Raw genomic sequence first — 15,074 nt, forward strand, 5'->3', positions numbered from 1 at the left:
CCGTGAAGGGCTCCTTGAGGGAATCAGATTCCCTCAAGGAGCCCTTCACGGACAGCTATTTCAGGTGAGCAGCTGGCCGCCGTCCACAGGGAGGCTCGTCCCGGTGATGTGGGCGGCGGCCGGGCTTGCCAGGAAGACCACGGCGGCGGCGACGTCTTCGACTGCGGCCATCCGGCCGTCGGGGATCCGTGCCACCCACGCGTCGTGGGCGGGCGATCCCGGCGGCATGGCGGCGGCGAGCATCGGTGTCGCGACTGGGCCGGGGGCGACCGCGTTCACCCGGATCTTGTGCTCCGCCAACTCGATCGCGGCCCAGCGCGTCAACGCGTCGACCGCCGCTTTGCTGCTTTCGTAACCGCCCATGCCGGGCGTAGGCTGCCGCCCGCCGATCGAGGACAGGTTCACCACGACGCCCGGCGCACCGCGCTCGACCATCCGGCGGGCGACCAGCTGCGTCATCAGGAACGTGCCGTGCACGTTGGTCGAAAGAATGCGCAGCAGGTCCGCGCCCGGCAGGTCCAGCAACCGCCCGTGGACGCTGAGGAGGCCGGCGTTGTTGACCAGGACGTCGACCGGGCCGACCTCGTCGAGCGCCGCGGAGATCGCGGCCTCGTCAGTGATGTCGAGCCGGATTCCGCGCCCGCCAACCGGTTTGGCGGCTTCTTCGGCGCCGTCGAGGTCGGCGAGCACCACGGAATCGCCGGCCTGGGCGAAGGCGGCGCCGATTGCGCGGCCAATGCCGCCGGCACCTCCGGTGATCAGCACGGTACGGGCAGCGGGCATCGTCGTTTCCTTTCGCCGGGAGCGGGGTACGCGGGGCTTATAGTATACAAGCGTAGAAAATAAATCCCTTGAATCGCAGGAGGAATCGTGGCGACGGATCGACCTGGACTGGGCCCGGCGTTCCCGCTCGTGCCGGCGTTGTCGCTCGGCTCGTGGAACACCTGGGACCGGATGGAGTTCGGCGACGCGGTGGCGCTGATCGCCCGCGCGGCCGAACTCGGGCACGCCTTCTTCGACGTCGCGCACTACGACATGGGCCCGCACGCCGAGGGCTCCACGACTGATCAGATCTTCGGCCGCGCGGTCCGCGAAGCCGGTCTCGCCCGCGAAGATTGGCTCTACTGCGGGAAACTCTGGCTCTGGGACTACCCGAACGTCGGCTTCGCGCAGCAAATGAACACCTCGCTAGACCGTGTCGGTGTCGAGTCGGCCGATCTGGTCGTGGTCGGCGACTACTTCGGCGAAGTCGACCTCGAGCGGGTCGTCGCGGACGTCGCCGAGCAGATCGAAGCTGGCCGGTTCCGCGCGTGGGGCGTGAACAATTGGCGCATTGACGATCTGCGCAAAGCTTTTGACATTGCGCGCAAACGTGGTTTGGCGCCGCCGGTTTTCGCTCAGCTCAAGTACGGGCTGGCGCGGCGGTCCATGGCCGAGGGCGAGTTCTACGCGCCGCTGTTCGCTTCCGGGCAGCTGACCTTGCAGGCGTCGGACATTTTCGAAGGCGGGCTGCTGGTCGGGAATCTGAAGCCGAATCGCAAGATCGGCGCGGACGTCGGCGGCATCCGGGAGAAGATCGCCGACGCCTGGCCTGCCGTGCAGAAGATCGCCGCCGAGTTGGACGCGTCGCCCGCGCAGCTGGGAATTGCCTTCTGCCTGGCCAATCCCGCGACCGCGAACGTCCTCGTGGGCGTATCGCGGCAGGCGCAGCTGGAGGACAATGCCGGCGCGATCGCCTTGCTGGACCGGGTCGGCGCGGACCGGATTCGCGAGCTGACCAAGGAACTGTGGCTCGACCGCGAAGTCGCCGCCGACGGAACCTGGTGAAGGGGCTGGTGTTTTTTGTCGACGTGCGTAGACTAAAGCTCCCCGGGGTGCCCGGAGAGGCACCCCCGACGCCGTGAGGAGCCGCCACATGACGAAACCAGCGCCGGACCGCATCGTCGACATCGCCATCGGGTACATGGGCGCGAAGCAGTTGTTCGCCGCCTCGCGGATCGGTCTGTTCCGCGCGCTCGCCGACGGTCCGCGAACGGCGCCGGAACTCGCCGCCGCCACCGGCACCGGCGAGCAGTTGACCCGGATCCTGGCGGACGCGATGAACGCGCGCGGCCTGCTGGAGCGCACCGACGGCCGCTATTCGCTGGCCGAGGACGCGCAGGAGTACCTGGGAGGGAACGGTGCTACGGATCTGGCGCCGTTCCTGACCTTTCTCAACGAAATCAGCTACGGACACTGGCTTCAGTTCGACACCACTGTGGACAGTGGCAAACCGGGCGACCTCCAGATGGACGAGGGCCGCTGGGCGACGTTCATGGCGGGCGTGATGCGCTACAACTCGCTGCACGCGTCGATGCTCGCGCGCGCATTCGATTTTTCGCCGTACCGCTCGATGCTCGATCTGGGCGGATTGTCGCCGGAATTCGCGATCGGCGCGTTGCGGGCGAATCCCGCACTGACCGCTCGCTTCGTTTTCGGACCCGAGTCCACGCAAGGGATCACCGACGCGGTGAATGCGGCCGGGTGCGCGGATCGCATCAGCATCGACCCCGCGCCGACCGAATCCGCGGAACCGGGCGGCGAGCACGATCTGGTGATGGTGAACCACGTCGTGCACCGGTTCACCGCGGAACAGAACCGGAAAATCCTGGCCAACGCCCGTGCCGCCGCCGGAGACGGCGCGACGTTGCTGCTGCTGGACTTCTTCCTCGACGACGACGAACGGCAGCGCCCGATCGACGCGCTGCACGCGGGGGAGTACTTCGTGATCGACGGAACCGTGGTTTATCCGGAGGCGGAAGTCCGCGAATGGCTGGACGGTGCAGGATGGCGCGTATGCGATGTCCTCGCACTGCCCGGGAGCCCGCGCGTTCTGGTCGCCGACGCCGTCTGAAAACGGCCGCGGGGCCGGGAGGTAACAAACGCATCCGGCCCGTTGATTTTTTAGCCGACAATCGTAGACTATCCCGCACCACGGCGAGCCGGGCCGCACTCGACGGCCCGCCGTTCCCGGCGGGGCGCCGAGCGACCCCGCCGGCGGTCCAGCACCCTGAGAGAGGGACTCAATGACGAGGACAAGGACAGCGGCGTTGTTCGCGGCGGCCGCCGCGGCGCTGCTCGCGATCGCCGGATGCACCGGCTCGGGCGCCGCCGGGGCGGGCGCGGGCACCGACGAGCTGAAGGCGGGCGTGTTCCTCGACGTGACGTCGTGGGACCCGGCCAACGCCGACATCGGCTTCGACGGCCCGTACCTGTCCGCGGTCTACGACCCGCTGGTCGCCTTGGACAAGGACGCCAAGCCGATCCCCGCGCTCGCGAAGTCGTGGGACTGGTCGGCCGACCGGCTGAGCCTCACGATGCACCTGCGCGACGACGTCGCGTTCGACGACGGCCAGAAGTTCGACTCCGCCGCGGCGGTCGAGAACCTCAATCACCTCAAGTCCGGCACGCGGTCCGGGCAGGCCTACATCGACGTGAAGAGCGTCGAGGCGAAGGACGCGTCGACCGTCGTGCTCCATCTGTCCGAACGCGACGACGCGCTGCTGTACTTCATGGGTCTCGGCCGCAGCTGGATGGCCTCGCCGAAGGCGATCAAGGCCAACTCGCTCGCGAACGGTCCCGACGGCTCCGGCCCGTACACCTTCGACAAGGGTTCCTCGCAGCCGCAGTCGCAGTACGTGTTCAAGAAGCGCGCGAAGCACTGGGACAGCGCCACCTACCCGTTCCCGACCGTGCGGCTGTTCCCGATCACCGACCAGGCGGCCAGCTTCAACGCGATGCTGTCCGGTCAGCTGAACGTCCAGTTCGCCAACGCGGCCAACCTGCCCAAGGCGCAGCAGAACGGCTGGAACGTCGCGAAGAAGCCGGCGTCGTGGGTCGGCGTGCAGTTCGCGGACCGCACCGGCAGCCAGGTGAAGGCCCTCGGCGACCAGCGCGTGCGGCAGGCGATCTCGTACGCCTTCGACGCGGCCGGGATCCTCAAGGCGGTCGGCAACGACGCCGGAACGGTCACCGACCAGCTGTGGCCGAGCGGCAGCCAGGTGTACGACGCGGCGGGCAACGGGAAGTACAAGACTGACCTCGCGAAGGCCAAGCAGCTGCTCGCCGAAGCCGGTTACGCCAACGGATTCAGCCTCAAGATGCCGATGTCGACGATCTTCCAGGCGTGGCAGCCCGCCGCCGAGCAGACGTTCGGGCAGCTGGGCATCAAGGTCGACTGGCAGAACATGTCGATGCCGGACTACCAGAAGAACGCGCCGACGTACCCGATGTTCCTCGCGGTGATCGCGATGGACGGCAACGACATGGCCACGCTGACCGACCAGGTCACGTCGTCGCAGTGGTACAACCCGAAGCCGTCGGTGGACGCCTTCCCGGAGGTGAAGGCCCTCGTGCAGAAGGCGGAACAGGCCCAGCCCGGCCCGGCCCAGACCGCCGCGCTCAAGGAGCTCAACACGAAGCTCGTGGACCTCGCCTGGTGGAACGTCTGGTACCAGGCCGACAACCTCTACTTCAGCGTTAAGGGCATCACCGTCACGCCGATCACCGGCATGATGTTCCCGACGCTGCGGTTCATCCAGCGCGGCTGACGCGCCCGTCGTCCCGGGGCGGGTCTGTCCTTTGTGGATGGACCCGCCCCGGGGAGGAGCCGGAACATGCTCACATTCATCGTCAAACGCCTGGTGTCCGGGATCCTGCTGCTCGTGCTCGTCACGAGCGGCACGTTCTTCCTGGCGCACACGGCGGTGGGGGACCCGACCGCCGGGCTGCTCGGCAACAGCGCGACCCCCGCGCAGCAGGCGGCGCTGCGCGCCCAGATCGGGTACGACCGGCCGCTGCTCGCGCAGTTCTGGGACTGGCTGACGCACGCGGCCACCGGCGATTTCGGGACTTCCTGGCGGAATTTCCAGCCGGTCGGCGAGCAGATCGCGCTGCGCGTGCCGGTGACGCTGTCGGTCGTCGTCGCCGCGACGCTGCTCGCCGCGATCCTCGGCGTGCTCGTCGGGGTCGTCTGCGGCCTGCGTCCCGGCGGTGTCGTCGACCGCGTGCTGAAGCTCGCCTCGGTGGTGCTGTTCGCGCTGCCCGGGTTCTGGGTCAGCCTCGTGCTCGTCACTTGGTTCGCCATCCAGCTGCAGTGGTTCCCCGCGGTCGGCTACGTGTCGCCGGACCAGTCGGTGGTCGGCTGGCTGCGCTCGATCGCGCTGCCGTCGATCTCGCTGTCGCTCGGCGCGATCGTGATGATCGCCGAACAACTGCGCAACGGGTTCCTCCAGGTCGCCAACCAAGACTTCGTCCGCACGCTGCGGGCGCGCGGCCTGTCGTCGCGCCGAGTCACGACGCACGTGCTGCGCAACGCTTCGCCGTCCGCGCTGACCGTGCTCGCGCTGATGTTCGTCGGCCTGCTCGGCGGCGCGGTGGTCGTGGAGATCGTGTTCAACCTGCCGGGGATCGGCAGCCTGACGCAGTCGGCATCGCAGATCGGGGACATCCCGGTGCTGCTCGGCCTGACCGCGGTGACCGTCGTGTTCGTCGTGATCGTCAACTTCCTGCTCGACCTCGTGCTCGGGTGGGTCAACCCGAAGGTGCGCGACCGATGACCGCTGCCCCGTTCCCCGCCACGCTCGCCCCGGTGAAGCGGATTTCCTTGCTGCGCCGGTACTTCCGCCGCCCGGTCGGCATCGTCGCGCTGGTCGTGTTCGCGATCGTCGTGCTGGCCGCGGTGTTCGCGCCGTGGCTGGCCCCGTACGACCCGAACCACGTCGACTTCGCGCTGACCCACGCCGAACCCGGCAACGGGCACCTGCTCGGCGGCGACTCCGCCGGACGCGACATCTTCAGCCGCCTGCTCTACGGCGCGCGGACCACGCTGTACGGCGGCCTGATCACCTGCGTGACCGGGATCGTGCTCGGCGTCCCGACCGGCGTGGTCGCCGGGTACTTCGGCGGCGCGACCGACCGGATCTGCTCGTGGATCAGCGACGCGCTGCAGTCCGTGCCCGGCATGATCGTGCTGCTCGTCGTCGCGGCCGGCACGGGCCAGGACTTCACCGTGCTGATGATCGCGCTCGGTGTGTTCCTCGCGCCCGGCTACTACCGGATCACCCGTGCCCGGGCTTTGACGGTGCGCCGCGAGCCGTACATCGACGCCGCGCGTGTGGCCGGCGTCGGCACGCTGCGGATCTTGCGCACGCACCTGCTGCGCGCGGTGTACGCGCCGATCATCGTGCAGACCGCGCTCACCGCCGGGCTCGCCATCGGCATGCAGGCCGGTCTGCAGTTCCTCGGCATCGGCTCGGCGTCCACGCCCAGCTGGGGCCAGACGATGAACGACGGCTTCCTGAACATGCTGACGTACCCGCTGATCCTGCTGTGGCCGTCGATCGCGCTGGGCGTCACCATCGCCGCGCTGGCGTTCATCGGCTCGACGCTCGCGGACCTGGTCAGTGTCCGCGCCGAACAGCCGACGCGGCGCGGCCGGGCTCGCGTGCGGGAAGCGCTCGCGGCTCCTTCGCCGGACGACTTGGGCGATGGCGGCGCTTCGGGCGGTCACGAGCACGCGGCGGCGGATTGCGCGCTGCGGATCGAGAACCTGCGGGTCGGCTACGCGACCGACAAGGGCGTCAAGGAGGTCGTGCGCGGAGTGTCGCTGGACGCGGCTCCTGGCGAGGTGCTCGGGATCGTCGGGGAATCCGGCTCGGGCAAGACGCAGACGGTGTTCTCGGTGCTCGATCTTCTGCCAGCGGGCGGGACCGCGGTCGCGGACGGGATCTGGGTCGGCGGGCGCGAGGTCGGCAAAGCGGCGGAGCGGGCGAAGCTGCTCGGCCGCGAGATCGGGTACGTGCCGCAGGAACCGATGACCAACCTCGACCCGTGCTACCTGATCGGGCACCAGCTCGTCGAGCCGCTGCGCCGCGTGCACGGGCTGGACAAGGCCGCCGCGAAGAAGCGGGCGCGCGAGGTACTGCTGCAAGTCGGTCTCACCGACCCGGACCGCGTGATGGCGAGCTACCCGCACCAGATCTCCGGCGGCATGGCGCAGCGCGTGCTGATCGCCGGCGCGGTGGCCGGACGGCCGTCGCTGCTGGTTGCCGACGAGCCGACGACCGCGCTGGACGTGACGGTGCAGGCCGAGGTGCTGGAGCTGCTGCGCGAGCTGCAGGCCGAGTACGGGATGGCGCTGGTGATCGTGACGCACAACTTCGGCGTCGTCGCGGACATCTGCGACCGTGTCGTGGTGATGAAGGACGGCCGGATCGTGGAAACCGGTCCGGTGGAACGGATCTTCCGCGCGCCCGAGGACCCCTACACCGCCGAGCTCATCAGCGCGTCGCTGGACGACACCGAAGGACGGGAAGAGTTGGACGAAGCCTGGGAACGGCGCGGCCTCGCCCACGCGACCGGAGAGGAGGCCGGACGATGACCGCTCCGCTGCTCGCGATCGAGGACCTGGTGGTCGACTACCGGCTCAGCCGCCGGGTGCGATTCCGGGCGCTGAAAGGGATTTCGCTGGACGTCAAGCCGGGCGAATGCGTCGGACTGGTCGGCGAAAGCGGGTCGGGGAAGTCCACTTTGGGCAAAGCCGTCCTCGGCCTCGCCGCGCCGGAGTCCGGCCGGATCACCTTCGACGGCGAGGACATCACGCACGCGCGGGGCGCGGTGCGGCGTCGGCTGGCCAGCGACATCCAGGTGGTGTTCCAGGATCCGTACGGATCGCTCGACCCGACCATGACCGTCGGCGAGGTGCTCGCCGAACCGCTGCTGGTGGCCGGGACTTCGCGTACGGACGCCCGGACGGTGGTCGCGGACATGCTCGACCGGGTGCGGCTGCCCGCCGACACGGTGCACCGGTATCCGGGGGAGTTCTCCGGCGGACAGCGGCAGCGGATCGCGATCGCGCGGGCGCTGGTGCGGAGGCCGCGGCTCATCGTGTGCGACGAGCCGGTGAGTGCGCTCGACCTGACCACGCAGGCGACGATTCTCGAGCTGTTCCTGGAACTGCAGCGCGAGACCGGGGTGTCTTACCTGTTCGTGTCGCACGACCTGGGTGTGGTGCATCGGATCTGTCACCGGGTTTCGGTGCTGTATCAGGGAGAGATCGTGGAATCCGGTCCTACAGCGGTGGTCACGCGGGCGCCGGAGCATCCGTACACGCAGCGGCTGCTCCTGGCCGCGCCGGTGGCGGATCCGGCCCGGCAAGCGGAGAGACGGGCGGCTCGGCTGGGCCTGGGGTAGGCCCTTCTTCCGTGGGCCGCTATGAGTGCTGGCGGCCGGTTCTCCGTGCCCGCTTTCCGGGCTCGCCGCTCCCGCGTGCGGTCGAGCAGGGTCACATCCGTCGCGGGAGAATACGGGTTAGAGTCTGTAACCATGCCGAAGGTCATCGATCACGATCAGCGACGACGGGAAATCGTCGAGGTCGCCAAGAAGCTGATCATCGAAGGCGGGTTCGAGGCGGCGACGATGCGCAGCATCGTCACCGCGGCCGGGTTCGCGAACGGTGCCCTCAAGCACTACTTCCCCAGCAAGGACAGCATCATCGCGGCTACGTTCGAGAGCGTGCTGCAGGAGACGTCGCAGCGGATGTCTGAATTGGACCCTGCGCTCGGGCCGGTCGAGTCGTTGCGGGGGTTTGTGGAAGCGGCGATTCCGACGGATGCGCATCAGATCGCGTCGGCTCGGGTGTTGCTGGTGTTGTGGGAGCATTCCGTGGCAAATCCGGATCTTGCTCGGCAGTATCGGGATTTGCTGGACAGTTGGCGGGCTGAACTGACTGTGCGGATCGCTGCCGCCCGGGGGAAAGGGGAGTCTGCTGACGCTCCGGTGATCGGGGTGCTGGCGGATGAGATCATCGCGGTTTCCATCGGGGCCAATGTGACTTCGTTGATGCATCCGGTGGGGAAGGTCGCTGGGCGGTATCGGGCTTATGTGGACGGGTTGATGGCTCGGATCGGGGATTGAGGTCGCTTTCTCGATCTCGGTCGGCTCGTCGCCTGGCGGCGACATTGCGTGCGGTTGGGGCCCCGCACCCCGAAGCTTGATTGTGACGACGGCGCGGGGGTGGGGTGGGTGCTTGGTTGCTTGGGTGCGATGGCTGCGGTTCGTTGTGGTTGGGGCTAGCGCCCCAATGTGGCATTGGGTGCGTGTGGCGCACCGAATGCCGCGTTGGGTGCGTGGGATGCACCGAATGCCGCGTTGGGTGCGTGGGATGCACCGAATGCCGCGTTGGGTGCGTGGGATGCACCGAACGCCGCGTTGGGTGCGTGGGATGCACCCAATGCCGCATTGGGTGCGTCGCGGCGGCAGCGGCGGTGGGCGGGTGGTCTGTGAAGGGGCCCTTGAGGGAATCTGATTCCGTGAAGGTTCCCCTCACGGAATTGTGCTGGTCGTGAGGGGAACCCTGAGGGACTCAGAGTCCGTGAAGGTGGCCCTCACGGAAGCTGGACCGGGCGGCGGGTTTTGTCTACGATTGTAGAATGACTTCCGCGTTTCCGGTCACTCGCACGCTTTCCGTCCGGCCTGTCACGGGGCCTCCGGTGGTGTTGATTCATGGGTTCGCGTCTTCGGCTGCCTGCGATTGGCCCGCGGAATACTGGGCTGATCCGCTGGCGGCCGCGGGGCGGGAGACGATCGTGGTGCATTTGCCGGGGCATCCTGGCGGGCCGAGGGTCGGCGAAGCGGCGGAGGTTACGGCGACTCGGGTCGTGGACGCGTTGGCGGAGTGTGCGGGGGCGGAGGAGGTCGACGTCGTCGGGTATTCGCTCGGGGCGCGGCTTGCGTGGGATCTCGCTTCGCATCCCAAGGTTTCGGTGCGGCGGCTGGTGCTGGGCGGGTTGAGTCCGCAGGAACCGTTCGCGGCGGTGGATCTCGTGGCCGCGCGTCAGGCTGTCCAAGGTGGACCGTCGCCTGACGATCCGCTTACCGGGGGGATTACGGCGATGGCGGCGGCGGGGGACGCGGTGTCGCTCCTGAATCTCGTCGAGGGGCTGGCCGGCGAACCGTTCGACCCGGGGGCGGGGGTTCCGCGGGTGCCGACGCTGTTCCTCGCGGGCCGGCAGGACTTCATGGCGCACGGGATCGAGCAACTGGTCGCGCGGGTGCCGGGGGCGCGGCTGCGGCAGGTCGCGGGGGATCATCGCGGTGCGCTGGTGGGGGTGGAGCTGCGGGAGGCGGTGTTCGACTTCCTCGGGGCGGAGAGTGTCTGAGAGTGTCGAAATGGCCTCGGCGGCGCAGTCGTGCCAGCCTGGGGGCCATGACGACACCGGCGCAGCTCCGCAGAACCGCCCTGTCCTACCCGGAGACGGCCGAGCTCGCCGTGGACGGCACGGTCGCGTTCACGGTGCAGGGCAAGGAGTTCGCCGCCCTGCGGCCGGACCGGCAGGTCGTGCTCCGGATGACTGCGTCCGATGTGGACGAAATGCGCGCGCAGCACCCGACCGCGCGCCGGGTCGCGCGGGCTGGGGTGCGGTTGCCGATCGAGGACGTCAACGGGCAGCAGCTCAACTACTGGGTGCGCCGGGCGTGGCTGGCCCGGGCACCGAAGCGGCTGGCGGCCCCGGTGGCCGCTGCGGGGACGGCGGTGGCGGGGGAGGTCGGCGACTTGCCCAAGGCGATCGGCAGTCCGGCGACCCGGGCGTTGCACGGTGCTGGGATCACGACATTGGCGCAGACTGCCGAGCGGACCGACGCCGAACTCCTTGCCTTGCACGGCGTCGGTCCGAAGGCGGTGCGGCTGCTTCGCGAGGAGGCGCAGCGCTGAAACTGGAGCCTGGTCAGCGGCGTAGACGGGCGGTCGTGGCCAGGATCGGCGTCAGTGCGGCGGTGGCTGCGGCACCGAGCGGGGTGTCGGTGGCGAGGATCCATTTGACCGTCTTCATTGCCAGAGTCAGGACTTCACCGCCGCGCTCGCGCATTTCGGCTTCGAACCGTGCGACGGCGGTGGTGCTGTCGGTTTCGGAAAGGTGCTTGACCAGGCTGGCGGCGTCGCGAATCGCTGCGCCTGCGCCCATTCCGGCGGTGGGCGGCGTGGCGTGGACGGCGTCGCCGAGGGCGGTGATCCGGCCGGTGGGCCAGGGGGCTAGGTCGGCCGCACGGGTGGAGGCGGCGTTGAAGCGGAAGGCGGCGACGCTGTCCGGGGCGGCTTTGGCGATGACTTCCAGAGTGCGCTCGGCCCAGCGGCGGTTGCGGAACGTCTCCAGGATCGCGGTCTGGAGTTCGCCGCCTCGCAGAGCGCGCAAAGCGTCGGTTGCGGCAGATTCGGGGAGCATCGCGCCCCAGATGTAGGTGGGGCCGGTGGTGACGGACATCCGCAGTTCGGGAGCGCCGAGTGCGGCATTGCCGACTGGGTCCAGGAAACCGACGTACAGCGCGGTGCCGTGCGGTGCGATCGCGATGCCGGAGCGCGAGCGCAAGCGCAAGCGTTCCTGTTCCGGCAGGCTGAGGTCTCGTCGGAGGGTGCGGCCGGAGAAGCCGATGATGCCTGCGGGACGGTTGGTCGGGCCGCCTGCGAGGTGGCGGGCGACTACCGAGTGGGTGCCGTCCGCGCCGACCACCAGGTCTGCCGACACCGGTGCGCCGTCGGAGAAGAGGACTCGGGGGCCGTCCGAGCTGACACCGGACACGGTCCGTCCCAGGTGCAGGTCGTCGCCGACGGCTTCGGCAAGCAGGGTGCGCAAGGTGATCCGGTCGACGTCCACGCTGCCGCTGCCGCTGAGATCGGGGCCGTGTCCGAGGAGCCGGCCGCGGCGGTCCCAGAACGCGTCGCGTTCGCGGAGCCGCAGTGCCGAAGCCGAGGCCAGCAATCGCTGCATGATCTTCGGTTCCACCAGTTCGGCCAGCGCCGACTGTGCCCGGTCGTCCAAGGTGATGTGATAACCGCCGGTCGCTGTCACGTCGGTGTCGCGGTCGAACACCGTCACCTCGAATCCCCGGCTGCGCAATCCCGCGCCCAACGCGAGACCGCCGATTCCGCCGCCGACTACCACTACCCGCATGCCTGACTGTCCTTCCGCTCTTTCTGGAACGGAACCGACCTTGCCCGGGGTAGTGGACATCGAGTGGCCAGTACATGATGAGGCGATGGCGAATACTTCCCACCGGGCGCTCCGGCTGCTGTCGCTGCTGGGATCAGGACGGGTGTGGCCGCTGCGCGAACTTGCCAAGCGGCTCGAAGCCAGCGAACGCACTGTCCGCCGCGACATCGAGACCCTGCGCGGGCTCGACTACTCGATCGCCACCGTGCACGGTCCGGACGGCGGTTATCGGCTCGGTGCCGCAAACACGTTGCCGCCGTTGCTGTTTGACCACGACCAGGCTCTGGCGGTCGCGGTGGCGTTGCAGACCGCGCCCAGCACGATGTTCGGTCTCGGCGACGACGCTTCGCGCGCCCTGGCGACGCTGCACCAGGTCATGCCTCCCGCGCTGCGGGCGTCGATGGAATCCCTGCGCCTGACCCGGCTGCGGAACTACTGGGAATTCCCCGGACCGCCGATCGATCCGGCGGCGCTCACCGCTGTCGGAACCGCGGTGCGGCACCGGCAGGTGCTCGTCGCCGAGATCCTGCGTCCGGACGGCACCCGCGCCGAACCCGGCGACGCCGACTTCGAGGCCGCGCACCGGATCGAGCCGCACCATCTGGTTGTCTGGGCTGCCCGGTGGTATCTGGTCGCTTACGACCGCGCGGACCGGAAATGGCGAGTGCGGCGGGTCGACCGGCTGAAGGTTCGCCCGACCACACAGCGGTTCCCGGCCCGCGCGTTGCCGGTCGACGATCTCGCGCAGTTCGTGATGAGCACCCACGATCGCGGAGACACCCCCGCGGAGTGGGAGTGCACCGGGTCCGCCCGGCTCAACCTGCCAGCGGCCGTCGTGGCGCGCTGGGCTCCGGGCGGCTCGGTGGCGGAAGACCTCGACGCCGACCACTGCCGGCTCACGCTCGGGGCTTGGTCCTGGGCCGGGATCGCGGGCATCCTCGCCACTTTCGACGCCGAAATGACCGACGTCCGTCCACCTGAACTCGTTGCCGCGTGCCAAGAACTCGCCCGGCGGTGGGCCGCTATGGCGACTCCGGCCCGGTAGGAGCGGGATCCGGCGGGTCGCCCTCGAAACCGTTGGCCCAGTAACGCCCGCGCAGCGACAGGTTCTGCAGCATCCCGGTCGCCTCTTCCGCCGACATCGGCGCGGGGTCCGTTTCGAGCCACCACCGCAGTACGGCGAGTTGTTCGCCGACCCACGCCCTCGCCAGCACGCCCAGGTCGATGCGCGGGGTGACGTCGTGGTGATCGGCCCGGGACTTGAACACCGAGCGCACCGCGTCCGTCCGCGCGTCGGTGAACTGCCGCAGTGCCCGGCCGTCGCCTTCGCCGCGCAGGATGAGCAGGTAGAGGTCGCGGTTCTCGCGGGCGTGCCGGAACAGTTCCAGCGCCGGTTTGCCGGTGAAGCCCACCTCGGACGCCGGGACCAGCGGGCGCAGCCTTTCGTCCAGGTCCTCCTGGAGTTCGGTGACGACGTGCCGCAGCAATGCGTCTTTGTCCGGGTAGTGGCTGTAGAACGTCGCGCGGCCCAGGTCGGCCCGTTCGGTGATGTCCTCCACCGTCACGTTGGCGTATCCGCGTTCGAGCACCAGCGACACCAGCGCGTCGCGGAGCAGGCCGCGGGTGCGGCGCGTCCGTCGGTCAGTCGTCGGCATGGTCCCGAGTGTAGCGAACTGTTGACACCACGACCGTTAATAGACACAGTGTTCAGCATTGGTCAATCTGACGGAAACAAGGGAGTCGCCGTGAACCTGGGCAGCTATGTCACCCGTGCCAGCACGTTCTGGCCCGATCAGCAGGCGCTGGTGTGCGGCGAGCGGCGGTGGAACTACCGCGAACTGGAAGAGCGGACGAACCGGCTGGCGTCCGCGCTGCTCGCGTCCGGCGCCGAGCCCGGGCAGGCGGTGGCCACCTTCTCCGGCAACAGCGCGGAGCTCGTGGAAACCGAGATCGCTTGCTACAAGGGCGGTTTCCTGCGCGTGCCGATCAGCGCGCGGCTGTCCGCGGGCGAGGTCGAGCACATCCTGGCGGACGCGGACGTGCGGGTGCTGCTGGTCGACGCCGAGCACGCCGATGCGGCACAGAAGGCGGCTGTCGGGACCGCGTGCTCGCTGATCGATTACGACGGTCGCACGCCCGATGCCCGGTGCTATGCCGACGTGCTGGCCGCGGCGTCGCCCGAGCCGGTCGCGGTCGAGGTGGGCGCGGAAGATCCGTCGGTCCTGCACTTCACGTCGGGATCCACGGGGAAGCTCAAGGCGGCGGTGCAGACGACCGGAAACCGGCTGGCGAACATGCGCAAGCGGCTGATGAGTCCGGAAGGCGCGCCGTCCGCCGAGGAGCGGTACCTCGCGGCCGGCCCGATCACGCATGCGACCGGAATGGGTTTGCTGGCAGCGTTTTCGCGGGGCGCGACCGCGGTGGTGCTGCCGCGGTTCGGTGCGGTGGAGTTTCTGGAGGCGGTCGAGAAAGAACGGATCACCTCGACGTTCCTGGTGCCGGTGATGCTGAACATGGTGCTGTCCCATCCCGCCGTCCACACCGCGGACGTGTCCTCGCTGCGCTGCCTGCGGGTGGGCGGCGCGCCGGTGTCGCCGCAGCGGTTGCGCGACGCGGTGGCGGCGTTCGGGCCGGTGGTGATGCAGGGCTACGGCCAGGGCGAGACCACCAGCGGCGTCACGGTGTTGACCTGCGCCGATGTCGTGCGGGGGATCGAGGAAGACCCGGAACTGCTGTCCTCGGCCGGGCGGCCGCTGTTCGACTCCGAGGTCCGGGTGGTCGACGACGAAGGACAGCCAGTACCTGCCGGGGAACTCGGCGAGGTGGTGGTGCGCGGTCCGGACTGCGTGACGGAGTACTGGCACGAGCCGGATCTGTCCGCGGAGACCTTCCGGGACGGCTGGGTGTACACCGGCGACATCGGCTACCTGCGTGCCGACGGCTATCTGTTCATTGGGGTTGTTTCATCGTGGTTTGTGCTGGTCAGGATGTGTTGACTTGGTCTGATAACGCTCATCCCGGTCCTGAACGGGCCGTATCGCGGACGCT

14 protein-coding genes are annotated in these 15,074 nt (G+C 69.0%); 11 read left to right on the forward strand and 3 right to left on the reverse strand.

What is annotated here, in order from left to right; translation table 11 throughout:
* Positions 1–60: 60 nt before the first annotated feature.
* Complete coding sequence (locus ACFXI3_RS45360) at positions 61–783, reverse strand: SDR family NAD(P)-dependent oxidoreductase (RefSeq protein ID WP_378408286.1); 723 nt, start codon at positions 781–783, stop codon at positions 61–63.
* A gap of 87 nt (positions 784–870) precedes the next feature.
* Between ACFXI3_RS45360 and ACFXI3_RS45365 the strand changes: the two genes are divergently transcribed.
* The 9 genes from ACFXI3_RS45365 to ACFXI3_RS45405 all read left to right on the forward strand — a co-directional run bounded on the left by ACFXI3_RS45365 (position 871) and on the right by ACFXI3_RS45405 (position 10,753).
* The gene (locus ACFXI3_RS45365; protein ID WP_378408288.1) at positions 871–1,827 is read left to right on the forward strand and encodes an aldo/keto reductase; all 957 of its coding nucleotides are present in this window, start codon (positions 871–873) and stop codon (positions 1,825–1,827) included.
* Positions 1,828–1,915: 88 nt separating this feature from the next.
* Positions 1,916–2,893, forward strand: coding sequence for a methyltransferase dimerization domain-containing protein (locus tag ACFXI3_RS45370; RefSeq protein WP_344274339.1), 978 nt, complete (start codon positions 1,916–1,918; stop codon positions 2,891–2,893).
* Positions 2,894–3,065: 172 nt separating this feature from the next.
* The gene (locus ACFXI3_RS45375) at positions 3,066–4,589 is read left to right on the forward strand and encodes an ABC transporter substrate-binding protein (RefSeq protein WP_344274342.1); all 1,524 of its coding nucleotides are present in this window, start codon (positions 3,066–3,068) and stop codon (positions 4,587–4,589) included.
* Between the two features lie 66 nt (positions 4,590–4,655).
* Complete coding sequence (locus ACFXI3_RS45380; RefSeq protein WP_344274345.1) at positions 4,656–5,597, forward strand: ABC transporter permease; 942 nt, start codon at positions 4,656–4,658, stop codon at positions 5,595–5,597.
* Positions 5,594–7,420: a dipeptide/oligopeptide/nickel ABC transporter permease/ATP-binding protein gene (locus tag ACFXI3_RS45385; protein WP_378408291.1), complete on the forward strand. Its 1,827-nt coding sequence runs from the start codon at positions 5,594–5,596 to the stop codon at positions 7,418–7,420. Before ACFXI3_RS45380 ends, ACFXI3_RS45385 begins: the two co-directional genes overlap by 4 nt.
* Positions 7,417–8,232 (forward strand): ABC transporter ATP-binding protein, encoded by an 816-nt coding sequence (locus tag ACFXI3_RS45390; RefSeq protein WP_378408293.1) that lies wholly within the window; start codon positions 7,417–7,419, stop codon positions 8,230–8,232. The genes ACFXI3_RS45385 and ACFXI3_RS45390 overlap by 4 nt, the downstream gene beginning before the upstream one ends.
* Before the next feature lie 132 nt (positions 8,233–8,364).
* Complete coding sequence (locus ACFXI3_RS45395) at positions 8,365–8,955, forward strand: TetR/AcrR family transcriptional regulator (RefSeq protein ID WP_378408295.1); 591 nt, start codon at positions 8,365–8,367, stop codon at positions 8,953–8,955.
* A gap of 515 nt (positions 8,956–9,470) precedes the next feature.
* A complete protein-coding gene (locus ACFXI3_RS45400; protein ID WP_378408297.1) occupies positions 9,471–10,199 on the forward strand; it encodes an alpha/beta fold hydrolase in 729 nt (242 codons plus the stop codon).
* A gap of 47 nt (positions 10,200–10,246) precedes the next feature.
* Positions 10,247–10,753, forward strand: a complete 507-nt coding sequence (locus ACFXI3_RS45405) for a hypothetical protein (RefSeq protein ID WP_378408299.1) — start codon at positions 10,247–10,249, stop codon at positions 10,751–10,753.
* A 13-nt stretch (positions 10,754–10,766) separates the two neighbouring features.
* On the opposite strand, the gene ACFXI3_RS45410 is transcribed toward ACFXI3_RS45405, so the two are convergent.
* The gene (locus ACFXI3_RS45410) at positions 10,767–11,987 is read right to left on the reverse strand and encodes an FAD-dependent oxidoreductase (RefSeq protein WP_378408301.1); all 1,221 of its coding nucleotides are present in this window, start codon (positions 11,985–11,987) and stop codon (positions 10,767–10,769) included.
* 85 nt (positions 11,988–12,072) lie between these two features.
* Between ACFXI3_RS45410 and ACFXI3_RS45415 the strand changes: the two genes are divergently transcribed.
* Positions 12,073–13,071, forward strand: coding sequence for a helix-turn-helix transcriptional regulator (locus ACFXI3_RS45415; RefSeq protein ID WP_378408303.1), 999 nt, complete (start codon positions 12,073–12,075; stop codon positions 13,069–13,071).
* On the opposite strand, the gene ACFXI3_RS45420 is transcribed toward ACFXI3_RS45415, so the two are convergent.
* The gene (locus ACFXI3_RS45420; protein ID WP_378408305.1) at positions 13,049–13,681 is read right to left on the reverse strand and encodes a TetR/AcrR family transcriptional regulator; all 633 of its coding nucleotides are present in this window, start codon (positions 13,679–13,681) and stop codon (positions 13,049–13,051) included. The two genes, ACFXI3_RS45415 and ACFXI3_RS45420, sit on opposite strands and share 23 nt — an antisense overlap.
* A gap of 90 nt (positions 13,682–13,771) precedes the next feature.
* On the opposite strand from ACFXI3_RS45420, the gene ACFXI3_RS45425 reads away from it, so the two are divergent.
* Entirely contained in the window at positions 13,772–15,022 is a 1,251-nt protein-coding gene (locus ACFXI3_RS45425) for an AMP-binding protein (protein WP_378408306.1), read from the forward strand.
* Positions 15,023–15,074: the final 52 nt, after the last annotated feature.

The sequence above is a fragment of the Amycolatopsis sp. NPDC059235 genome (assembly GCF_042754125.1).
GTDB classification, from domain to species: Bacteria; Actinomycetota; Actinomycetes; order Mycobacteriales; family Pseudonocardiaceae; genus Amycolatopsis; species Amycolatopsis albidoflava.